Below are 22,009 nucleotides of genomic sequence, written 5' to 3'. Positions count from 1 at the left end.
TTAAAAAACCGGTTACTAATTGGTTATACATTAAATGAAAGAAACAGAAAATATATTCCTCACCCTGATCAATCAGCACAAAGCGATTATACATAAGATTTCTAAAATGTATATGAACGATGCCGAAGAACAGCGCGATCTGTTTCAGGAAATCGTATTACAGCTTTGGAAAGCCTACCCCACTTTTAAGGGCAATTCCAAATTTACCACATGGATGTACCGCGTATCCTTAAATACCGCATTAGTTTATTTCAAAAAGGATAATAGAAAAGTAGATAAAACACCTTTAGACGAAAATATTGATCTAATCGATGTAAACGAGAGCGAAGGAAAAGAAGAAAAACTTGCCTATCTGTACACAGCCGTACAAGAGTTAAATGTTGTAGAAAAAGCACTGATATTCCTTTTTCTCGAAAATCAATCGCATCGGGAGATAGCCGAAAACCTGGGCATCAGCGAGGTAAATGCACGGGTTAAACTAAACAGAACAAAAGAAAAATTACAATTCATCATAAAGAAAAACGGATATGAATTTTGACGATATAAAAAGTGAATGGAGTGCCGAGAATCCTGAAGGGAGCAGCATTTCTACCGACATGCTTAAAATAAAACAAGCGCATACTCCAATTGATAAGATCAGGGGAAAAATGAAACACGAGTTTTTTTACCAGATCTTCTTTTTGGTCATCATGGCCTTCATCCCTTACTTTTTTGGTTTTTCCTCAGCAATGGATCAGGTATTTTTAATGTTTTATGCTATCACTTGCGGATTTACGGCTTATTACTTTATAAAATTTTACCTATTCTATAAAAACTCTTACGATATGAGCCTGGATACGCGTAAAAACATCCTTTGGTTTTATTATGAAATGAAACTGAATATCGAACTTTATAAAGCCCTAACCTACATTGTTGCCTTTATTGGAATTGCCTTTATTGCGGTTTACCTATTTATAGAAAAAGCTTCTATTTTCACCCGGATTTTAGGAAAACTATCACCTGTTTACATCTTGCTGAACTGTTTTATTACCATTTTGATTATTGGCGCAATTACCGAACTATGGGCCTGGTATTATTACGGAAAGTATTTAAAGCAGGTTAAAAAAGTAGTTGATGAATTGGATTATGAATAATAATCTGTGCAGTCAGCTGTTACCATCTGACTGATAAAATATTAAAGTGTAGATTAGATGCTGAAACAAGTTCAGCAGGATGATCGCTTGAGCAGAAAACCTATAATATGCCTCCGGCCCTTAGCACATCCATAATGGATGGAAAAGTATTTTTAACTACTGGCGAAATGTGATTTTTATCCAACCAAACCGCTTCATCAATCCCTTCTTCTTTCTGAGGGATTAATTTTGGTTCGCCTTTAACCTTCATTTTGTACCAATTGGTCTTCTTGATCACCATTTTAGTACCAATTGGGTAAACGTGATAGGTTTTGCAAAGTTTTTCTTCGCGTTTATAAACCCTGATTCCGCACTCTTCTTCTACCTCACGAACAGCGGTTTCCTTCATTTTCTCACCTTCTTCGAGTTTCCCTTTGGGTAAATCCCACTTTTTATTTCGAAAAATAAAGAGATAATTTCCATTTGCACTTTCTACCAAACCACCTGCAGCTTTAATAATGGTACAATCTTTCTTTAGCTTTTTGAAGGTCTCCCGGGGATTTTTCGTCAAGAAAATATAGCTCTTTCTAGAACCATTTTTTAGCTTTTTGTAGAATGTTTGCAGATTAAAATCCTGAAATTCCAGTTGTTGAATTTTTTCTTTTTGCTCTGGCAAAAAATCTGAGATAAACAAAGTGTTATCGTTGATGTAAATTCTATAATTTCTTGGCATATATTTTTAAACACATAAATAGAGTATCCTGCATTTTATAGCAATCACTCCTTTCCCGATTACATTTAAAGAGTTCTTTTTGCGAAACCTATATATTTTGCAATGCTCTAAAAGTAGAAAAATTGTTGGGTTATTTATAGGGTATAAAAAAAGGTTACAACAATTAATGTTGTAACCTTATCTAAATTAACGCTCTCAATCAAAGATTGATGCAAGGCTCTCACCCCTTGCTTGGCACAAATATATAATAATTTATTAAAGAGTGAAAAAAAAATAATATTTAATCAACGATGAGCAGATATAACGAAAAGCCAGATACACTATAATGTAAAAAAAATGGTTAGTAATCTGTACTGGAACATTCACATAGAAAACAATGATGAATAATTCCCTCAACGATAATATTTTTCATAATTTTAACCTTTTAATCTGCCATGCCCATACCTTCATTATCCGAAACAGATCTGGAAGCATACCGAAATGATCTTTCTAACCCAGAAAAATCAACTGGAGCGCTCTTTATCACATTAACCGGGCTTTATCGGCGTTTTGCCGGTAATGAACAGCTGTTGGCCAATTTCGAGTATGCATCTGAACTCCAAAGTTTGGAAAACAGTTACGCTTCGAAAAAAGAACATTATAATAAAGAAATTGCTGAGCTTAAAAGACAGTTTAAACAATTAGATAACCGTATTGTTGCCGCAGAGCAAAAGTTACGTCATGGTATCCCCGACGATTTGATGGTAATGGATAAAATTATAGCGGAGCAGGAATCTATTGTTGAAGATCAGGAAAAACTTAACAACGCCGAATCATTCATCGTAGAGCAGGTTAGAAAAATAGATATAGCACATGGAAAAGACCTTCAGAAGCTAGAACAGCTACAAAACAATAGAAATACCCCTCTTAACAGTAAATTTTCTGCTTTCAACGAGCAAATAAAACAAGCTGAAGAACGCATTAGGCTAAAAGCAAGTGCGATCTCAATTATTGCTATTGTTGGCATTCCTTTAATAATAGATATGGCCCTGGTATCATTAGGATTGCCCGCTTTAAGCAAGAATACCAATAACCTGATCTTTACCCATTATATTTTTTTAATTACACTGATTCTGGTCGAATTGTTTCTTGCCGAAAAAATCAGGAGCAGGATTTCACGCATATTATCCATCTCCTACCTTAAAGATTCGCTAGGTGCGCTCCAAAATATGCTGCTGGAAAACAAAAAACAGATTTTCAAAGTAGAATCTCAGCACAACATCTCTATATCAGAATTTGTAAAACAAAACTACACAGCCTAGGGAATTAATTTCTTTAACAAACAAACAGGGATTTAGAAACCTTTATTTTCAGTCTCTAAACCCCTATTATTAAATACAATCTGATATTTAGATCTATAGCGTAGCCATATCAATCACGAAGCGATAGCGTACATCACCTTTTTCCATACGTTCGTAGGCATGGTGGATGTCTTTCATATCGATCATTTCAATATCCGATACGATATTGTTCTCCGCACAGAAATCTAACATTTCCTGAGTTTCAGCAATACCACCGATACCTGATCCGGCAAGGCTTTTTCTGCCGCCAAGTAAACTGAAAGCTGCAATTTCTGCCGGCTTAGGTGGAACACCTACGCAAATGTGTATACCATTTGTTCTCAATAAAGAAAGATACATATTAAAATCATGCTCTGCAGATACTGTATCCAATATAAAGTCGAACGTACCCCTTGCTGCTTTAACCTGCGCGGGATCGGTAGTTACCACAAAGTGGTGCGCGCCAAGTTTTTTGGCATCCTCTTCTTTTTTTGGTGAAGTACTTAATACTGTTACCTCTGCACCAAAAGCTACACCAAATTTCACCGCCATATGGCCTAAACCACCTAAGCCAAGTACAGCCAGTTTATGACCTTTTCCTACTTTCCAGTGTTTTAACGGAGAATAAGTGGTAATACCTGCACATAAAAGTGGTGCTACAGCAGCAAGATTTAATTTATCCGATACATGAAGTACAAATTCTTCACGCACTACGATCGTATCTGAATATCCACCATAAGTTGGTGTTTTACCATCTCTTTCTAAACCATTGTATGTCTGCGTGTTTCCTTCTAAACAATATTGTTCTAAATCTTGCTTACAGTTTTCGCAAACCTGACAAGAATCTACCATACAACCTGTACCTGCAAGATCGCCCACCTTAAATTTCTTAACGTGGTCTCCAACCTTTACCACCCTGCCCACAATTTCGTGACCAGGAACCATTGGGAATATTCCCGGAAACCAATCGTTTTTTATCTGGTGCAGATCGGAGTGGCAAACCCCGCAGAAAAGTATCTCGAACTGAACATCATGAGGCCCTACTTCCCGGCGCTCAAAATTCCAGGGTGCAAGATCAGTTTCGGCATTTTGTGCCGCATATCCTTTTGTTGCTATCATAAAAATTTAAATTAATTAGACCATAACAAATGTAAACAGCAGTTTGTTAGGAACAATTACACAAATCAAATAAATCATTGCAAAATTCAAACAATGGTGTTACAACATCAGGCCGTTTAGCAAGGCGTATTGAAGAAGCATAATCGTTTTCCCATCCTTAATTTCACCACTTTTTACCATCTCCAGGGCTTTTTCAAACGGTAATTCTAATACTTCAATATATTCGTTTTCTTCTTTCAGCCCGCCTCCGTTATGCAATTTCATTTCATTTGAATATGCAGCAACGAAAAAGTATAGCAGCTCAGTAACCGAACCAGGAGACATATAAGCTTCGAAAACTTTTTCTACCTGACCGATCCTAAACCCCGTTTCTTCTTCGGTCTCTCTTCTGATACAATCTTCGGCATTATCTTTATCTAACAGTCCGGCACAACATTCAATCAGGTAACCCGTCTCATTTCCATTGATAAATGTCGGGATCCTGAATTGGCGCGTAAGTACAACAGTCTTATATTCTTTATTGTACAACAAAATTGTGGCGCCATTTCCCCTATCGTACGCCTCTCGCTCCAGAATAGATTTAGTCCCATCCAGTCTTGTCATTTCGAAACTCACTTTCTTCAAAGTGTACCAATTATCTGAAAGTATTTGCGTGTTAAGGATATTAATATTTTTCATAATGATTATTTTTGATTGGTTATGATTATTTTTGATCGAATTAACTCATTATATATGACATTTCAAAAAAGAGCACACAAAATCCTGGAACTTTTAGAGGAGTTTGGCGAAGTCGACATTCGGCAGTTGGCGCTAGCCATAGGAATTTCTGAGGTTACTGTGAGAAGAGACCTTGCAAATATGGCCACTAACGGACTGCTTTACCGTACGCATGGCGGGGCCATGAACGTAAGTCATCTGATAAAACCGGTATCATTTGCCAATAAAGCTGCTGTTAATTTTAAAGCAAAAGATGCGATTTGTAAAAAGGCTGCAGAAGATATAGTTGATGGCGATGTCATATTTATTGACTGCGGAAGTACGGCCTTTAGGTTATGCCAATTTATCAAAAACAAGAAAATAAAGGTAATTACCAACTCCCTGCCCGTAGTTAGTGAGTTACAGAATAGTGCCATAACCATTAACCTCATTGGTGGTGAAGTTGATCCAATCAGGCAAGCTGTTCACGGAACAATAGCTACAGAGCACATTGCCAGATATCATGCATCGAAAGCCTTTCTTGGTGTAGATGGGATCACAAGCGATGGATTATATGCCGGTAGCGAGCATGAAGCTTCAAATACTTTGGCTATGGCATCACAAAGTGATCAGACTTACCTACTCTGCGATATTAGCAAAATAGGAAAAACATCCTATTTAAAGTTTGATGATTTATCGCTGGTAGATATTTTGGTTACAGACTATAATGGATCCGAAATAACAGCATTCCAGTCAAAAGGGATTTCAGTATATTCAGTAACGCATTAATATTACAGCAATTCTCCATTATTAGGAGAACAATCCATGTGTGATTTCTACAACTGCATCATCAGCAAAATAAGATCGTAAAGATTCAGGCATCTGGGCAACTATAAAATATCTTCACGTTAATGTGGTTTTCGTTGATGAAACGGGTAATACACTCACGAGAGGCAAAATAATCGGATTTTAAAACGATCATAATTTCAAGATTTTGATTAAGACGGCCAGGGCTAATCAATGTTATCATATTCACACGGATTAAAGGTAATTTCCAGCTAAGGCAAATAGCTTTGCAAGAATCGTCTCCTGTTTCAAAATGTATCGTGGGTTTTAATTGCCCTTCTTTTTTTAATGCACTTAAGGTATTGCCAATTATGGTGATAACTTCAGATAAATTTTGCTTATCTGTAAGTATTTTTCTTATTTCTGGCTCCAACATATTTCTAGTTTGACAAGCTATGATCAGAAGTAAAATGGCCAGCAAAATTCTGTTCGTTTTCATAAAATATCTCTTTATTACCAACAAAATTAGCTTAGCCAGAGGCTGCAAAATAGGATGAATCGGAACGGAATTTATTTGGCTTCAATTGTACGCTAGTTGGAAGCAGACGTAAGCTAGAAAGATCCTGAAACAAGTTACCATTGATAGCTCCCATAGTAAAAGTCGTCATTTCGACTGTAGCGCAGTCCCGAACTTTCGGGAGAGAGATCTATCTAGACAGATTTCTCGACTCCGTTTCACTCCGCTCGAAATGACGATTCTTTGCGTTCAATGTAATTTAAGCGATAAGATCTCCTTCCGCCCCAAAGGCATGGTCAATCAAGATTTTCCAGGTACCATCATCACCTTGCCTCATCAATTCGATACCTTTTGCACTTATCTTTACTTCATCCCCATCAGTAATATTCCATTCCGATCTTCCTATAGCAAGATTTCCCGTTTGCATACAGTATACCGTTTTAATTTCCATAGTGCCCTTAATAGCAAGAATGCTTTTAATAGCCGCTTCGAATTGTGCTTTGCCCGATACAGGCTTCCCAGGTTCGGGAACGATAATACCAGATGTATCGTACATATTAAGTACGGTAGCTACATCGCCGGTATTAAATGCAGCAGCTAGTGTTGAGTGGGCATCTTCTGCTCTTTTTGGTAAATTCATATTCTTATTTTTAAATGTTTTAAGAAAAAATGCTCGAAAACTCCTGCTCTGCCAATATTTTTCTCGCAAGTTGACTTGCGTGATCATATACATTATTGAAGAAGAATCCACCCATGCTAATACGCTTAACCCCAAGCGATTCTAATACTTTAAATCCCGGAAGATCGGGCATACACATTACATTGATGGGAAGTGAAGTACATTGAACTATGCCTGCAATATCATTACTATTGGTAATGCAAGGCACAAAAATCCCATCTGCTCCTGCTTCGTGGTAAAACTTGATGCGATTTTTGGTTTCTTCCAAGGCATTTGGCAAGCCCAAAAGAAAAGCATCCGTCCTGATATTCAGAAAGATATTCATTTTTTTTCTCTTGATGTGCCCTGCCACCGCAGCAACGGTTTCTGCAAACGAAGCTGCTGGTACCAAGCTTCTCTTTTCTTCAGGTAAAGTATCCTCAAGGTTAATCCCCACCGCACCACAATCATGTAGTTTTTCTATATTTTCCAGAATGCCTTGTAGGTCGCGGCTATACCCAGCTTCCATATCAACGGTAAGTGGAATATCTACTACATCGGTAATGCGCTTTGTTATGCGGAGCAGTTCTTCAAAGGGTAGGTTTTCTCCATCTGGATAACCCAGGGCATTAGAAAGCGCCTGACTGGAAATACCGATGGCCCTAAAACCACTGATTTGAAAGATTTCCGCACTTTTTACATCCCATACATTACCGATCAAAAGTGGAGCGCTATTCTTGTGCAGATGTTTAAATGTTTCAAAAGAATTCATAAGTTATATCTTGTTTAATTGATTATACATCAAAGATATAGCCGTTAAAAAGCAACGGATTGTACAAATCCGAACAAAATAAAACTTATGGAAAAAGCAGCTGGTTTACCGGAGTAAGGTTATCCAGGTAACTTGAAGGGGTAAGTCCGGTAAAGGATTTGAAGTCTCTTATAAAATGCGATTGATCAAAATATCCGCAGGCGTAGGCAATATTCGTAAATGGTTGCTCATTTTTAGAGATCATCTTTAAACTCTGTTGAAAACGGTTAATTTTATCGTATGATTTTGGCGAAAGCCCGGTATGCTGATGTAATAACCGTTGCAAATAACGTGTAGTAATATTGTGCCTTGATGCGATATAGGTAATATTGCTCCCAGAAGCATCTTTTAGAATACTATTTAAAATATCGGCTACCTTATTGATATGAAAGGACTTTTTTTGATGCCTGATTAGTCTTTTCAGCAGAAATGTTTCTAAAAGATCAATCCTATTTTGTTCGCCCTCAGTTTCCAACAGTTTTTGATGGAGCACATCGGCGCTTCCTCCTATTACATCTTGCAAATCGGTAATTGAGTCGTTGAAAGCGCCCATCTGATCATTAAAAAAGTACGATGCAGAATGGGTGTAAAACTTAATGCCGAGCATCGAATGTTTACCTACCGATCTGATGGCGAGCGGTTTTGTAATCTGCCCCCAGAGTTCAATTTTTGGCGTTTTCTTAAAACTATTGCCAACTAGAGATTCCCAGCTTCCACTGCCCAAATTAAAGATTACCTCCATATCGCCACTAGGAAAAACCACATCTTCAAAAGTCGAATCGGCATCCGACTGGAAAATATAATAATGCCTGATATAAGGTTTTAAAGCCGCTGAAGGTAAAAACTGTTTAAATTCCATATGCCAATTAATTACAAGATCGTAAAATTAGATTAGTTCTGAGCCCTGTGATTGTAAAAATCGGAACAAATTATACCATTAATGAGACAATTAAGCGCTGTAATAAAACTCCGAAGCGTAAAAATAATCTTTTACTGCCACAAGATATTTCAGAAATGTTTAAGCCCTTACATTCTTTATCACATTGATTTACAAGGAGTGGCAAGAAATAGCTTTTACCATCCATCAAAATTTCTGATATTTGTGGCATTTGGAAGTCGTGATTAAATTCAAATCCCGACATTTCCTCTCTCCGCTAAAACAAGTGGGGCTTAATAAACGTTATGACAAACACAAATAAATCTGTAATTTTGAGCCATGTATAATAAAAGTGATATTGAATTAAAGGTAGCGGAATTTTTATTACAGATAAAAGCAATCAAATTACAACCAAATAATCCTTTTACCTGGGCATCTGGTTGGAAATCGCCGATTTATTGCGACAACAGAATTACCCTTTCCCACCCTCAGGTTAGAACTTATATCCGTCAGAAACTTGCGCAGGCCATTCAGGAAGAGTTTGGTTCTATAGATGTTATTGCTGGTGTTGCAACTGCTGGAATCCCTCAAGGTGTTTTAGTAGCCCAGGAACTTGGTTTACCTTTTATCTATGTAAGAGCGAAGGCTAAAGAACATGGCACTGGAAGTTTAATTGAAGGCGAAGTGGTAGAGGGTCAACGTGTGGTGGTTATTGAAGATTTAATTTCAACCGGAAAAAGCAGTTTACAGGCTGTTGAAGCACTAAGAGCTGCAGGCTTATCGGTAGCAGGCTTAGCAGCAATTTTCACTTACGGTTTCGAAAAAGCAGATGAAAATTTTGCAGCTGCAAAATGTCGTTACTTAACCTTATCAAACTATGGTGCTTTAATCGATTATGCTGCCGAGCATAGCATTATCGCCAAAAGTGATATGGAATTATTAAGTAAATGGCGCTTAAATCCTTCAGAATGGGGACAGGGACAGGTTTTAAGTTCAGAGTCTTAAATTTTGAGTAAAAACAAAAATCTATAATAAATATATAATGACTGTTATTGAAAGCGCAGTAGAGGTGAATAAGCCAGTTACAGAGGTTTATACATTCCTATCCAATATGAACAATCATCAGCAACTGATGCCAGAAAATATTTACAACTGGGAATCTACCGAAGATGATGCACGGTTTACCATCCAGAATATGGCAAAATTGGCTATTAAGATTTCGAGCCGTATCGAAAACCAGGAAATAACAGCAATTCCGAGCGAAAAAGCACCGTTTGATGTGGAGTTAAAATGGACTTTAACCGATAATGGAAATGGAACCACTACAGCTAAACACATTATTTCAGCAGACCTGAACATGATGATGAAAATGTTGGCATCTGGTCCACTACAAAAACTGGCCGATCATCAAACAGAAAAACTAAAAGGCATATTAGGTTAAAAAGTAATTACACAGATAGAACGATTTCACAGATCATGTGATTCCACAGATGAGACGAGTTAAACCTCGTCTTTTTTTATGCGTAAAATTTCTATTGTGGTTCCTTTATCAGCATTTTATTTTAATACCTTAGTTTTTGAATAACCATTAAACTATGAACCTCAGATTTCTACAGGTAACTGCTCTATTTTTTGCCCTTGTCCCTATTTCCAAAGCGCTTGCTCAATCGGTTACGGCGTTAAAAACCGAATATTTGGTTAATCCGATGGGATTAGACAATCCAAACCCGCGTTTTACCTGGCAAATGAACGATAACAGCCAAGGCGCTAAACAAACAGCCTACCGTATTTTAGTAGATACCGATTCAGCTTCGCTTGTTAAGGCTGAGGCAAAACTTTGGAACACGGGATGGATAGCTTCAGAAAAAAATCTGATTGTTTATTCGGGCCAGCCACTAAAACCTTTTATTAAATACTATTGGAGGGTTGATATTGCCGATGGAAACCAAAAGAAATCAAATAAGGCATACATCGCCAGCTTTGAAACGGGGATGATGAAAATGGAGAATTGGCAGGGCGCATGGATTGCTGATAACGAAAATACCAAACTTAAACCTGCTCCCTATTTCCGAAATACCTTTACTACCATTAAAAAAATCAAATCGGCCAGGGCATACATTGCTGCAGCCGGATTGTACGAACTTTCTATTAATGGGAAGAAAATAGGCAACCACCGCATGGACCCCATGTACACCCGTTTTGACAGACGAACCCTATACGTTACCTATGATGTAACCCATGCAATCAGCAGCGGTAAAAATGCTATTGGCGTATTGCTGGGCAATGGATGGTATAACCACCAATCAACCGCAGTTTGGGATTTCGACAGAGCCCCGTGGCGTAACAGACCAACTTTTTGTCTTGATGTGCGCATTACTTACGAAGATGGCACAACCGAAACCATTAAATCGGGTAAAGAATGGAAAACAGCCTTAAGTCCTATTATTTTTAATAGCATTTATACCGCCGAACATTATGATGCCCGCCTGGAAAAAGCAGGCTGGAACACACCAAATTTTGACGATACCGAGTGGAAAAATGTGATTTACCGTTCAGCTCCATCTAAAAATATTGTTGCACAGGCCATGCATCCTATCCACAATGTGGAGGAAATAGCCAGCAAAAGTTTAAGAAAATTTAATGATACCACCTACCTTTTCGATCTGGGCAGGAATATTTCGGGTGTAAGCAAAATCACAGTAAGTGGCCCGGCCGGTACGGTTATTAAACTGAAACATGGAGAGCGTTTATATACCAACGGGCACGTGGATATCTCGAATATTGATGCCCATTACCGCCCAACTGATGATACCGATCCTTTCCAAACCGATATCCTTATTTTGAACGGAAAAGGTGCGCAAAGTTTTATGCCACATTTTAATTATAAGGGCTTTCAATATGTGGAAGTAAGCAGTTCCGCTCCCATCGAATTGAAAAAAGAAGATCTCGTTGGTTATTTTATGCACAGTGATGTGCCCATTGTGGGCGATGTTAAATCGTCAGAACCAATCATCAATAAAATCTATTACGCCACCAACAATTCTTATCTATCAAATCTTTTTGGCTACCCTACAGATTGTCCGCAGAGAGAGAAAAACGGCTGGACAGGCGATGCACAGATTGCCATAGAAACAGGCCTTTATGGTTTTGATGGGATTACCATTTACGAAAAATGGCTTGCCGATCATCGCGACGAGCAACAGCCGAACGGTGTTTTACCATCCATCATCCCTACCGACGGCTGGGGTTACGAGTGGGGTAATGGCCCTGATTGGACCAGTACGATTGCCATTATCCCATGGAATGTTTACCTGTTTTACGGCGACAAAAAATTACTTGCCGATTGTTACGAAAATATCAGAAAATACGTGAACCACATTGATGAAACCTACCCAACAGGTTTAACTACCTGGGGCTTGGGCGATTGGATTCCCGTAAAATCAAAATCACCTGTCGAGCTTACCTCTACCTGTTATTACTATGCAGATGTGCTTATTTTGGCCAAAGCAGCAAAAATTTTAGGTAAAAACGACGATTATGAAAAGTACATGGCGCTGGCTAAAAAAATTAAAGATGCTTTTAACAGCAAGTACTTAAATAAAGAAAAAGGAATTTATGCTTCGGGCGTACAGACCGAAATGAGCGTTCCACTTTATTGGAAAATTGTTCCGGAAGAATCGATTGCTTTAGTTGCCGAAAATTTAGTGAAACGTGTGGAAGCTGATGGTTTCCACCTAGATGTTGGCTTATTAGGCACCAAAGCCATTTTAAATGCTTTAAGCGAAAATGGTTATAGTGATATTGCCTATAAAATTGCCGCTCAAAAAACCTATCCAAGCTGGGGCTGGTGGATGGAAAATGGCGCTACCACTTTATACGAGAACTGGCCTATAGATGCAAAATCGGATATTTCAATGAACCACATTATGTTCGGCGAAATTGGTGCCTGGTTATACAAATCGCCAGGTGGTATTAAACCAGATGAAAAACAGCCTGGCTTTAAACATGTCATATTGAATCCGCACATTATGGAAGGTCTAAATTCTTTCGAAGCCAGCCACATTGGTCCATACGGAAAGATTATCAGCGCATGGAAAAAAGTTGACAATGGGGTTAGATATGACATTACCATTCCGGCCAACTCTTCTGCTACTTTTAGCCTACCACCAACAAGTGGTAGAAATGTTTATGTAAATGGTAAAATGACTAATAACACCAAAATAGATTTATCTGCTGGCAAATATGTGATTGAGCATAAAGTAAGTAAGTAAGTAAGTAAAAGATGTTCCTTTTTATCGGAATTGATAGGTTGCGAAGAATCGTCATTCCCAACCCGATTGGGAATCTTAATGCCATATGCTTTAGGATTCCCGCCTATGTGGGAAAGACGAACGCCTTTGATACACCTCGCAGGTCTTAAGCCTAAAATATTAAATTAACCGCATCACTTAGATACATTCAGGTGACTTAGGTAGTCAATTTTTTTTTGGAAAAGCGGGGTTCGGCATGCTTAGGTTACGACAGTCCTGCTATCCCTCCAAGTCCTCACTCATTCTTCGCTCCGGGCTTTCCGTTCTATCAGGTTTATTTAACAATGGTTCTTCGTTCATATCAATGTTCCAGACCTCACAGGTTTTAAAAACCTGCGAGGTCTAAATATTCGCGAAGTTACTTCCAAAAAATACCGCGTTAGGGATTGTAAGGGTTCAGTACCGATCCTTCATCGGTACCGGAGCGAAGCGGAGCCCTGAAAAGCCCGACCCTTTCCCGTATTTCACGGGATTGGTAACGCCCTGATCAGTTTGACAGTTTTCAGTTGGCAATTTATAATACCAAACTGTAAAGTTTAAATCCATACACGACAAATTTTCAGTATAAATCACTAATTATCAGTAATTTAGTCATAAATATTAAAATCTTACCGACAAAATTTCCGATTGTAAAATCAAAACTACTGTGGCATTTGTTTTGACTTAAAAGGGATATGAACTTCAACAATTTTACAATAAAAGCCCAGGAAGCAGTTCAACAGGCTTCTGAAATAGCCCAAGGCAATCAGCAACAGGCTATTGAAACGGCACACCTGCTTAAAGGTTTGCTTACTGTTGATGAAAACGTGGTTTCTTATGTTTTAAAGAAATTAAACGTTAACCTAAATTCATTAAATCAAAACTTAGATGCAGAGATTGCCAGGTTCCCGAAAGTGAGCGGAAGCAATGTCTATCTGTCATCTAATGCCAATAGCGTTTTACAAAAAGCGCAAACATTTTTAAAAGAATTTAAAGATGAATTCGTATCCGTAGAACATTTATTATTAGGTATTTTAGCCGTTAACGATAGCACTTCTAAGTTATTAAAAGAACAGGGCGTTAACGAAAAAGACCTTAAAAAAGCCATTGTAGCATTACGTGGTGATAACCGGGTAACGGATCAAAATGCCGAAGCAACTTATCAGGCCCTAAGCAAATATGCAAGGAATTTAAACGAGTATGCCGAGAGCGGAAAACTTGATCCGGTGATCGGTCGCGATGAAGAAATCCGTCGCGTCATCCAGATTTTATCACGCAGAACCAAGAACAACCCTATTTTAATTGGTGAGCCAGGTGTGGGTAAAACGGCTATTGCAGAGGGCATTGCTTTTAGGATTATTAAGGGTGATGTACCTGAAAACCTAAAAAGCAAGGTGGTTTATTCGCTCGATATGGGTTCGCTTATTGCAGGTGCCAAATATAAAGGCGAGTTCGAAGAACGTTTAAAAGCCGTAGTAAAAGAGGTTACCCAAAGCGATGGCGAAATTGTATTGTTTATCGATGAGATCCACACTTTAGTAGGTGCTGGTGGCGGTGAAGGTGCAATGGATGCGGCGAACATTTTAAAACCTGCCCTTGCCCGTGGAGAGTTGCGTGCCATAGGTGCAACAACTTTAGATGAATATCAAAAATATTTAGAAAAAGATAAAGCATTAGAGCGTCGTTTCCAAAAGGTAATGGTTGAAGAACCTGATACACAGGATGCGATTTCAATCCTTCGTGGCTTAAAAGAACGTTACGAAACACACCATAAAGTAAGGATTAAAGATGAAGCCATTATCGCAGCCGTAGAAATGAGTCAGCGGTATATTTCAGACCGTTTCTTGCCTGATAAAGCCATCGATTTAATGGATGAGGCTGCATCGAAATTGCGCATGGAGATGGACAGTGTGCCTGAAAATGTAGATGCTTTAGACCGTGAAATTATGCGTTTAGAAATTGAGCGTGAAGCCATTAAACGGGAAAAAGACGATAGGAAGGTTAAAGAACTTTCAGAAGATATCGCCAATCTATCAGCAGAGCGTGATCAATTGAAAGCCAAATGGCAAGGTGAAAAAGATTTGGTAGATGCGGTTAATAATCAACTGGAACAAATAGAGCATTATAAATTAGAGGCAGAGCAAGCTGAACGTGCAGGCGATTACGGTAAAGTGGCCGAAATACGTTACGGAAAAATTAAGGAAGCACAAGATCAGGTGGAAAAACTTAAAGCTGATTTAGAAAGCCAGCAAAGCGATAGCCGCATGCTTAAAGAAGAAGTTACAGCTGATGATATTGCAGGTGTGGTAGGCCGTTGGACAGGTATTCCGGTAACCAAACTGATCGCCAGCGAGCGCGAAAAATTGCTTCATTTAGAAGAAGAATTACACCAGCGTGTGGCTGGTCAGGATGAAGCAATCGAAGCCATTTCTGATGCGATCCGTCGTTCTCGTGCAGGCTTACAGGATAAACGCAAGCCAATTGGCTCTTTCATCTTTTTGGGTACTACAGGTGTAGGTAAAACGGAGCTTGCAAAAGCCCTGGCCGAATTTTTATTCAACGATGAAAATGCCTTAACACGGATTGATATGAGTGAATACCAAGAGCGCCATGCCGTGTCGCGTTTAATCGGAGCGCCGCCGGGATATGTTGGTTACGATGAAGGCGGACAGTTAACTGAAGCCGTTAGGCGCAAACCTTATTCGGTGGTATTGCTTGATGAGATTGAAAAAGCACATCCTGATGTATTTAATATTCTGTTACAGGTATTGGATGATGGCCGTTTAACGGATAATAAAGGAAGGACGGTGAATTTCAAAAATACCATCATCATCATCATGACCTCTAACATAGGAGCGCATTTAATTCAGGATAACTTCAAAAACTTAAGTGATGAAAACCGCGATGAAGTAATTGCCAAAACGAAAAACGAACTGTTTGAAGTATTAAAGCAAACCATTCGCCCTGAGTTTTTGAACCGGATTGATGAGCTGATTATGTTTACCCCATTAAACCGGAGCGAAATCAGAAATATTGTGAGCTTGCAGTTTAAACATGTACAGCAAACATTGGCCGAGATGGGCATAGAAATGGATGCCAGCGATGAAGCTTTAGATTGGTTGGCACAATTGGGTTACGATCCGCAGTTTGGCGCCAGACCACTGAAAAGAGTGATCCAGAAAAGAATCTTAAATGAGCTGTCGAAAGAGATATTAGCGGGTAAGATAGATAAAGACAGCAAAATTAAGTTAGATATGTTCGATCATAATTTTGTGTTCCTAAACCAAAACGCTGGTTAACACATTTCGGATCAAATCCCGCAGATTAATTTTTGTGGGATTTTTTTGTTTAATAGCTGATTTCTCTACTATTGACAGACTTTAAAGGAGAAACCGTCATCTCGACTGGAACACAGTGGAATGGAGAGATCTGCCTAGACAGATTTAGCTGCGCTGAGCGCTTAGGTGATTCTCGGCTGCATTGCATTCCGCTACCATTAATATATTGGTTTTGTATTTCCACCCAACTAGGCCGTAGAACCGTATCTCCGTTCTACTTAAATCCGGCCTAACAAATTTTTCGGGCTCCATTGACAAAGCCATCCCACTGGCTTTAAAAGAAAACGGCGTAGCCCTCATGAATACAGCTGAAAACTACAATACAAATGAATAAATTTTCAGCCGGCGTTTATTAATGGTTTTTTGTTTTTTTCATCCGTATTAATGAGCTCGGCAGAGCCTCGGTTTTTGGTTCTTTTTGACGCCAAAAAGAAGGAGCCTTTCGGCGGCGGCGAGCCGAGGCAAGACTACCCAGCATGACAAAATAAAATAACTTTATGCATCATTCATATTGATTTTTATGCAATAAATTTAAACTCAAAATGATGATTTTTTGCCTGAAGATCCTTCGACTACGCTCAGGATGACAACTCTCAATAGAAAATATCATCTCAACTGAATCGTTGCCTAGATGGATTTAGATTCGCTGAGCACTTATGTAGTTCCAGGCTACGTTGCAATCCGCGCGAAATGACAGCCGTGTATTGAGCCCTAATTTAAAAATACATTTAGGTAACTAACATGATAGTTCATTTTCTTGCTTTTTGTTTCAATAATGATTATTATTGATTACACACAAAAACACAAACAAAATGAAACCTAAATTAATCATCATGGCGCTGCTATGCGCCGTCAGTTGGCATTGTTATGCCCAAACTGAAAAAGGAACCGGCTTCGCTGGTTTGAGCTTAAGTTTTGGAACCTCCAAACAAAACAATTCATCACCAAGCCTAAACACCTTCACCGTCACACCGCGTGGAGGCTACTTTTTGGCCAATAATTTTGCCATAGGTCTGGAGATCCCTTTAAATCTTTCCAAGCTACGCGGCGAAAGTTATATCTCCTGGGATGAAGAAGATGGACGATACGAAGACCGCTATGGTCCGAAGGAATTTAGCTTCGGCCTCTCTCCCTTTGTGCGTAAATATGTTGATGTAAGGGAACATTTTAAGTTTTTTGTACAGGCAAATTTGCTCCTTCAGATTAACACCTTCAACAGAATTGATGATGAAGGTTATCTTATCCGTACCGATGCACGTATAAAAGGCTTTGGAGCAAGTTTAAGCCCGGGTTTTACTTATATGCTCTCAAACGATTCGAGTATCGATTTTTCGTTTCCAATTTTAAGTTTCTTTCATCAGAATTATTATGCCGAAGAATCACTGTACAACTTTGATAAAAAAAATAACTTGCGATTGGCACTCGATAACTTTACCCCTACTTTCACGATCAATATTCACTTCTAACCTTACATCTCATGAAAAATATATTCAGCCGGCTAAACATAAAGGTTTTAAGCTTAGCCCTGCTTTTAACTTATGCATTTAATGTAAAAGCACAAACTACAGCAAACACAGAAATAAAATATTACAGAAGCATTTTCCCTGAAGAAAACGGAAAGATCAAATCAATCGGTAATAGCAATTTTGAATACTACAAAAGTATTTTCCCTGAAGAAAATGGAAAGATTAAATCCATTGGAGATAAGAAATTTGAATATTATAAAAGTATTTTTCCAGAGGAAAATGGTAAAATTAAATCTGTAGGCGATAAAAAAATAGAATATTTTAGAAGCATCTTTCCTGAAGAAAATGGAAAGGTCAAATCAATCGGAGATATGCCTATCGAATATTATCGAAGCATATTCCCTGAGGAAGATGGAAAAATCAAATCAATTGGTAATGTTACCATCGAATATTACAGAAGCATTTTCCCCGAAGAAAATGGGAAGATCAAATCAATAGGCGGTGCCCAGATTGAATACTATAGAAGCATTTTTCCCGAAGAAAATGGAAAGCTCAAATCAATTACAGGTGAAACAGGTAGCGATTTCAATTTCTCTCCTACTGAACTGTATTATTTTATCCTGAATGCAAATTCAAAGTAAAATACAATCCATTCATTATCGAACACCGATCTAAGAAATCAGATCGGTGTTTTTTTTTTACCACTGATAATCAATAGCTTAATCAAAATGTAAACTAAATAAATAGTTAATGTCGTTTTTTTATTTTATTATTGAATACACAAAAACACAAATGAAATGAAAAAACAATTATTAGTTACAGCTATGGCTGTGGGTATCTCCCTATGCGGTTTTGCGCAAACAAAAGGAACAAACGCCTTAAGCTTTGGCGTTAATTCAAGTACAAACAAACTCTCAGGAAACAACTATGAAAACAAAGTAAAAAACAACTCTTTCACATTGGGTTATGGCTATTTTTTTAAAGACAACAATAAAATTGGGTTGGATTTGACTTATGGAATAAATAAAAATACCTATGGGAATGATAATACGAATAACCAAGAGCAAAAAAGCTATGGTGGTAACTTAAGCTATCAGCGCTATTTCCCTCTTGTAAAAACTTTATTTGCCTATGCCGGTGGAAAAGCCAGCTATACACGCAGTAAAAATAACAGTCAATATACTAACACCTACCCACAAGTAACCAGTTATACTTCCAACCAATATGCTATTGGTGCTTATGGTGGCATTACCTGGTTTGTTTCTAAAAGATTTGCATTAGAAACAAGTTTATTATCTGCAGATATTGCCTACAGCAAAACAGAACAAAATGAGGTTAGCGCCAATAACTCTTTTACCAAAAGTGAATATACTTCATTCAATTTAAACAGCCAGGGTTTTATCAATAACCTGGGTTTTAAGATTTATATCCTTTTTTAATCCCTCAACTAAAATTTTGGCCCATCCTTTATAAAAGAGGGTGGGCTTTTTTATTTCTTTTTCGTTTCAATATTCGGTAAGAATCCTGTTAACAACCCGATTAAAGGCAAAAACGCACAAACATTAAATACATATTCAATACTGGTAGAATCAGCTAGTTTCCCCAACAAAGCCGATCCGATGCCGCCCATACCAAAGGCGAAACCGAAAAATAAACCTGCAACTAAACCTACTTTACCAGGAATCAGCTCCTGTGCATAAACCAGAATTGCCGAGAATGCTGAAGCCAGGATCATCCCGATAGGAACAATTAACACGCCCACCCAAAACAAGTTTGCATGTGGTAGTAATAATGCAAAGGGAGCAGTGCCCAATATCGATGCCCAGATTACATATTTCCGGCCAATTTTATCGCCAATTGGTCCGCCTAATAAGGTTCCGGCTGCTACCGAAAATAAAAACACAAATAAATAAATTTGCGAAGTTTGTACAGATACATGGAATTTATCGATCAGATAAAAGGTGAAATAATTGGTTAAACTCGCCATATAAAAGTATTTGGAAAAGATCAGCAACAGTAGAATACACACCGAGAAGATTACCTTCCCTCTCGAAAATTGATTAACAACGGTTTGGATATTAATCTTTTTACTTCTCGAAAGCATAAATCCCCTGTACCAATTGCCCACATAGGTTAAAATAATAATAGCCAAAAGTGCAATTACCGAAAACCAGATTACGCTGAACTGCCCGTATGGTACAATAATCCAGGCAGCCAATAACGGACCTAATGAGCTCCCTGCATTACCGCCTAGCTGAAAAACAGATTGTGCCAATCCCCTCTTTCCTCCAGAGGCGGCGTGCGCCATCCTCGAGGCTTCCGGGTGAAAGATGGAAGAACCTATGCCGATAAAACAAACTGAAATTAATATAGTGTAAAAGTGGGTAGATTGTGAAAGCGAGATTAAACCGATCAGCGTAAACCCCATCCCGACTGCCAACGAATATGGCTGAGGCTTTTTATCAGTATATAAACCTACAAAAGGCTGTAACAATGATGCGGCTAACTGAAAGGTTAATGTAATGAGCCCAATTTGCGAGAAACTTAAATGATAACTGGTTTTGATAATGGGATAAATTGCGGGAATTAATGATTGTATGGTATCATTAAGCAGGTGCGAAAAGCTTAAAGCGAAAAGTATCGGAAAAACAGTTTTTTCAATAATTGATGTGGTAGTCGTATTCTCAGTCATAACGGGATCTTATACCGTCAAAAATAGTGATTATAAATTTTTAAACGGCACTGGTTGTCCTTGCAAAAACCAAACATTTTTATAAAGTTTTGGTTTTATAGCTATGGAAAAAAACAGAAAAATTGTTGGCCTATGCGGAAGTTTAAGAAAAGGCTCATATAATGCCATGTTACTTAAAGTTGCAGGCAGTTTAATTCCCGAAGGTATCCACTTCGAAACAGTGACTTTTGATGATATCCCTGTTTATAATGCAGATCATGATTTACCTGAAGTTGAAGAGCGACCAGCAAGCGTGGTGAAATTTAGAAACGCCCTCGCTACTGCAGATGCTTTTATCATTGCTTCTCCTGAATATAATTATTCTATTCCTGGTGGTTTAAAAAATGCTATCGATTGGGCAAGCCGTGGAAAAGATTCGCCCTTAATGCATAAACCAGTTGCCATAATGGGCGCAACACAGGGCATGTGGGGAACAGTTAGAATGCAAACCGCATTTTTACCCGTTTTTACATTTCTGAACATGAATCCTGTTTTACAACCAGAAGTTTTAGTTGCCCAGGCTCAAAATAAATTTGATGCGGATGGGAATTTAACAGATGAAAAGACCATTAACATTATCAAAAAGAAAATAGAAAATTTAATTTCTGCTTGTAAAGTTTAATCCAAAACAATAACAACTCTTCTGTAAAATCTGCCACTTTCGACATAATAAAGACTGACATTTATACAAAAAAAGTCAGATTGTCAATCTGTCATGCCTAAAAAATTAATCGGTCGATTAATTTTTAGTCACACGAAAATAATATTGACTTAACATTAATTTTATATCTCTTTCTCATTTAGGCACTTAAGCAAAACCTGATTTTTTGATGACTTAGACAAAGTTTTTTGGCACAAGTGTTGACTTTTATTCAAATATAGTCAGACATTAAAAAAGTAAAAGTGACTATATTTTTATAACAAATAAATAATAAAAAGATGAAAAAACTATTATTATCTTTAGTAGCAGTAGCAGGTTTAGTTTATGGTGCACAAGCACAAACTGAAAAAGGAAATTTTATGTTAGGTGGTAACGTAGGTGTAAACTCTACAAAAGCAGATGGCGCCCCAAAAGCAGATTTCAGCTTTAGCGTATTACCAAGTGTTGGTTATTTTATCAGCAACAATTTTGCAATCGGTACGGGTGTTGGTTACGAATACGATAAAGAAGTAAGCAAGAAAACTCAGAATGGTGCTTTTAAAGTTGCTCCTTTCGGGCGTTACTATGTTGGTTTATCTGATCAATTCAAATTCTTCGGACAATTGTCTGTTCCATTGGCTTTCGGTGAATTAAAAGCAACTGATGCTAACGGCGATAACGCAGTTAAATTGGGTACTACTACTAAAATCGGTGTAGAACTTGCTCCAGGATTTGCATTTTTCCCAACAAAAAGAATCGGCATCGAACTTTCGGTTAAAGGTTTAAGTTATGAAAACTATACTTTAAAAGAAGAAACCACAGGTGCTAAATTAAAAACAAACACTTTTGGTTTAAACGCTGATACTTTCGCACCAAGATTAGGTGTACAGTTCTACTTTTAATTAATTCTCCCTTTA

At 38.0% G+C, this 22,009-nt stretch carries 21 protein-coding genes; 13 read left to right on the top strand and 8 right to left on the bottom strand.

Annotated elements, in window-relative coordinates:
* Positions 1–34 precede the first annotated feature (34 nt).
* Entirely contained in the window at positions 35–538 is a 504-nt protein-coding gene (locus tag QF042_RS10605; RefSeq protein ID WP_307528055.1) for an RNA polymerase sigma factor, read from the top strand.
* The gene (locus tag QF042_RS10600; RefSeq protein WP_307528053.1) at positions 528–1,133 is read left to right on the top strand and encodes a hypothetical protein; all 606 of its coding nucleotides are present in this window, start codon (positions 528–530) and stop codon (positions 1,131–1,133) included. Before QF042_RS10605 ends, QF042_RS10600 begins: the two co-directional genes overlap by 11 nt.
* 100 nt (positions 1,134–1,233) lie before the next feature.
* On the opposite strand, the gene QF042_RS10595 is transcribed toward QF042_RS10600, so the two are convergent.
* Entirely contained in the window at positions 1,234–1,845 is a 612-nt protein-coding gene (locus QF042_RS10595; protein ID WP_307528051.1) for an NUDIX hydrolase, read from the bottom strand.
* A gap of 434 nt (positions 1,846–2,279) precedes the next feature.
* On the opposite strand from QF042_RS10595, the gene QF042_RS10590 reads away from it, so the two are divergent.
* Positions 2,280–3,146 carry a hypothetical protein gene (locus QF042_RS10590; RefSeq protein WP_307528049.1) on the top strand — a complete coding sequence of 289 codons (867 nt, stop codon included), beginning with the start codon at positions 2,280–2,282 and terminating at the stop codon, positions 3,144–3,146.
* Between the two features lie 93 nt (positions 3,147–3,239).
* Here the strand turns inward: QF042_RS10590 and QF042_RS10585 are convergent, their stop codons facing one another.
* Together QF042_RS10585 and nudK are read right to left on the bottom strand one after the other, a co-directional pair.
* The gene (locus QF042_RS10585) at positions 3,240–4,283 is read right to left on the bottom strand and encodes an NAD(P)-dependent alcohol dehydrogenase (RefSeq protein ID WP_108200215.1); all 1,044 of its coding nucleotides are present in this window, start codon (positions 4,281–4,283) and stop codon (positions 3,240–3,242) included.
* Between the two features lie 99 nt (positions 4,284–4,382).
* Positions 4,383–4,961, bottom strand: coding sequence for a GDP-mannose pyrophosphatase NudK (gene nudK / locus QF042_RS10580; RefSeq protein WP_373459067.1), 579 nt, complete (start codon positions 4,959–4,961; stop codon positions 4,383–4,385).
* Positions 4,962–5,015: 54 nt separating this feature from the next.
* Between nudK and QF042_RS10575 the strand changes: the two genes are divergently transcribed.
* Complete coding sequence (locus QF042_RS10575; RefSeq protein ID WP_307528045.1) at positions 5,016–5,768, top strand: DeoR/GlpR family DNA-binding transcription regulator; 753 nt, start codon at positions 5,016–5,018, stop codon at positions 5,766–5,768.
* A gap of 85 nt (positions 5,769–5,853) precedes the next feature.
* On the opposite strand, the gene QF042_RS10570 is transcribed toward QF042_RS10575, so the two are convergent.
* The 4 genes from QF042_RS10570 to QF042_RS10555 form a co-directional block, all read right to left on the bottom strand.
* The gene (locus QF042_RS10570; protein WP_307528043.1) at positions 5,854–6,264 is read right to left on the bottom strand and encodes a hypothetical protein; all 411 of its coding nucleotides are present in this window, start codon (positions 6,262–6,264) and stop codon (positions 5,854–5,856) included.
* 277 nt (positions 6,265–6,541) lie between these two features.
* On the bottom strand, positions 6,542–6,922 hold the full coding sequence (locus tag QF042_RS10565; protein ID WP_307528042.1) for a DUF4440 domain-containing protein: 381 nt from the start codon (positions 6,920–6,922) through the stop codon (positions 6,542–6,544).
* A 19-nt stretch (positions 6,923–6,941) separates the two neighbouring features.
* Entirely contained in the window at positions 6,942–7,712 is a 771-nt protein-coding gene (locus tag QF042_RS10560; RefSeq protein WP_307528040.1) for an isocitrate lyase/phosphoenolpyruvate mutase family protein, read from the bottom strand.
* An 85-nt stretch (positions 7,713–7,797) separates the two neighbouring features.
* Positions 7,798–8,610 carry a helix-turn-helix transcriptional regulator gene (locus QF042_RS10555; RefSeq protein ID WP_307528038.1) on the bottom strand — a complete coding sequence of 271 codons (813 nt, stop codon included), beginning with the start codon at positions 8,608–8,610 and terminating at the stop codon, positions 7,798–7,800.
* A gap of 357 nt (positions 8,611–8,967) precedes the next feature.
* Here QF042_RS10555 and pyrE point away from each other — a divergent pair, with 357 nt between their 5' ends.
* The 7 genes from pyrE to QF042_RS10520 all read left to right on the top strand — a co-directional run bounded on the left by pyrE (position 8,968) and on the right by QF042_RS10520 (position 19,160).
* The gene (pyrE, locus tag QF042_RS10550; protein ID WP_307528036.1) at positions 8,968–9,633 is read left to right on the top strand and encodes an orotate phosphoribosyltransferase; all 666 of its coding nucleotides are present in this window, start codon (positions 8,968–8,970) and stop codon (positions 9,631–9,633) included.
* 37 nt (positions 9,634–9,670) lie between these two features.
* Complete coding sequence (locus QF042_RS10545; RefSeq protein ID WP_307528034.1) at positions 9,671–10,069, top strand: SRPBCC family protein; 399 nt, start codon at positions 9,671–9,673, stop codon at positions 10,067–10,069.
* Positions 10,070–10,223: 154 nt separating this feature from the next.
* A complete protein-coding gene (locus tag QF042_RS10540) occupies positions 10,224–12,899 on the top strand; it encodes an alpha-L-rhamnosidase (RefSeq protein ID WP_307528032.1) in 2,676 nt (891 codons plus the stop codon).
* Positions 12,900–13,612: 713 nt separating this feature from the next.
* On the top strand, positions 13,613–16,216 hold the full coding sequence (clpB, locus tag QF042_RS10535) for an ATP-dependent chaperone ClpB (protein WP_307528029.1): 2,604 nt from the start codon (positions 13,613–13,615) through the stop codon (positions 16,214–16,216).
* 851 nt (positions 16,217–17,067) lie between these two features.
* Positions 17,068–17,721: a hypothetical protein gene (locus QF042_RS10530; RefSeq protein WP_307528028.1), complete on the top strand. Its 654-nt coding sequence runs from the start codon at positions 17,068–17,070 to the stop codon at positions 17,719–17,721.
* An 11-nt stretch (positions 17,722–17,732) separates the two neighbouring features.
* Complete coding sequence (locus QF042_RS10525; protein WP_307528026.1) at positions 17,733–18,362, top strand: hypothetical protein; 630 nt, start codon at positions 17,733–17,735, stop codon at positions 18,360–18,362.
* Positions 18,363–18,518: 156 nt separating this feature from the next.
* Positions 18,519–19,160 (top strand): hypothetical protein, encoded by a 642-nt coding sequence (locus QF042_RS10520; protein WP_307528025.1) that lies wholly within the window; start codon positions 18,519–18,521, stop codon positions 19,158–19,160.
* Positions 19,161–19,210: 50 nt separating this feature from the next.
* On the opposite strand, the gene QF042_RS10515 is transcribed toward QF042_RS10520, so the two are convergent.
* Entirely contained in the window at positions 19,211–20,413 is a 1,203-nt protein-coding gene (locus QF042_RS10515; RefSeq protein ID WP_307528024.1) for an MFS transporter, read from the bottom strand.
* Positions 20,414–20,516: 103 nt separating this feature from the next.
* Here QF042_RS10515 and QF042_RS10510 point away from each other — a divergent pair, with 103 nt between their 5' ends.
* Together QF042_RS10510 and QF042_RS10505 are read left to right on the top strand one after the other, a co-directional pair.
* Complete coding sequence (locus QF042_RS10510; protein ID WP_307528022.1) at positions 20,517–21,074, top strand: NADPH-dependent FMN reductase; 558 nt, start codon at positions 20,517–20,519, stop codon at positions 21,072–21,074.
* Between the two features lie 317 nt (positions 21,075–21,391).
* On the top strand, positions 21,392–21,994 hold the full coding sequence (locus QF042_RS10505) for an outer membrane beta-barrel protein (protein WP_307528020.1): 603 nt from the start codon (positions 21,392–21,394) through the stop codon (positions 21,992–21,994).
* Positions 21,995–22,009 lie beyond the last annotated feature (15 nt).

The sequence above is a fragment of the Pedobacter sp. W3I1 genome, from assembly GCF_030816015.1.
Taxonomy (GTDB): Bacteria; Bacteroidota; Bacteroidia; order Sphingobacteriales; family Sphingobacteriaceae; genus Pedobacter.
Note: the sequence above shows the minus strand (reverse complement) of the source record. Positions and strands in the feature narration are given on the sequence as shown.

Bases quoted from the DNA above. Each gene is read 5' to 3' on its own strand.
- QF042_RS10515 (WP_307528024.1), bottom strand. From the start codon at position 20,413: ATGACTGAGAATACGACTACCACATCAATTATTGAAAAAACTGTTTTT.
- QF042_RS10575 (WP_307528045.1), top strand. From the start codon at position 5,016: ATGACATTTCAAAAAAGAGCACACAAAATCCTGGAACTTTTAGAGGAG.
- QF042_RS10590 (WP_307528049.1), top strand. From the start codon at position 2,280: ATGCCCATACCTTCATTATCCGAAACAGATCTGGAAGCATACCGAAAT.
- QF042_RS10520 (WP_307528025.1), top strand. From the start codon at position 18,519: ATGAAAAAACAATTATTAGTTACAGCTATGGCTGTGGGTATCTCCCTA.
- QF042_RS10605 (WP_307528055.1), top strand. From the start codon at position 35: ATGAAAGAAACAGAAAATATATTCCTCACCCTGATCAATCAGCACAAA.
- QF042_RS10600 (WP_307528053.1), top strand. From the start codon at position 528: ATGAATTTTGACGATATAAAAAGTGAATGGAGTGCCGAGAATCCTGAA.
- QF042_RS10565 (WP_307528042.1), bottom strand. From the start codon at position 6,922: ATGAATTTACCAAAAAGAGCAGAAGATGCCCACTCAACACTAGCTGCT.
- QF042_RS10530 (WP_307528028.1), top strand. From the start codon at position 17,068: ATGAAACCTAAATTAATCATCATGGCGCTGCTATGCGCCGTCAGTTGG.
- pyrE (WP_307528036.1), top strand. From the start codon at position 8,968: ATGTATAATAAAAGTGATATTGAATTAAAGGTAGCGGAATTTTTATTA.
- QF042_RS10555 (WP_307528038.1), bottom strand. From the start codon at position 8,610: ATGGAATTTAAACAGTTTTTACCTTCAGCGGCTTTAAAACCTTATATC.
- QF042_RS10560 (WP_307528040.1), bottom strand. From the start codon at position 7,712: ATGAATTCTTTTGAAACATTTAAACATCTGCACAAGAATAGCGCTCCA.
- QF042_RS10570 (WP_307528043.1), bottom strand. From the start codon at position 6,264: ATGAAAACGAACAGAATTTTGCTGGCCATTTTACTTCTGATCATAGCT.
- QF042_RS10525 (WP_307528026.1), top strand. From the start codon at position 17,733: ATGAAAAATATATTCAGCCGGCTAAACATAAAGGTTTTAAGCTTAGCC.
- QF042_RS10585 (WP_108200215.1), bottom strand. From the start codon at position 4,283: ATGATAGCAACAAAAGGATATGCGGCACAAAATGCCGAAACTGATCTT.
- QF042_RS10510 (WP_307528022.1), top strand. From the start codon at position 20,517: ATGGAAAAAAACAGAAAAATTGTTGGCCTATGCGGAAGTTTAAGAAAA.
- QF042_RS10545 (WP_307528034.1), top strand. From the start codon at position 9,671: ATGACTGTTATTGAAAGCGCAGTAGAGGTGAATAAGCCAGTTACAGAG.
- clpB (WP_307528029.1), top strand. From the start codon at position 13,613: ATGAACTTCAACAATTTTACAATAAAAGCCCAGGAAGCAGTTCAACAG.
- QF042_RS10505 (WP_307528020.1), top strand. From the start codon at position 21,392: ATGAAAAAACTATTATTATCTTTAGTAGCAGTAGCAGGTTTAGTTTAT.
- nudK (WP_373459067.1), bottom strand. From the start codon at position 4,961: ATGAAAAATATTAATATCCTTAACACGCAAATACTTTCAGATAATTGG.
- QF042_RS10540 (WP_307528032.1), top strand. From the start codon at position 10,224: ATGAACCTCAGATTTCTACAGGTAACTGCTCTATTTTTTGCCCTTGTC.
- QF042_RS10595 (WP_307528051.1), bottom strand. From the start codon at position 1,845: ATGCCAAGAAATTATAGAATTTACATCAACGATAACACTTTGTTTATC.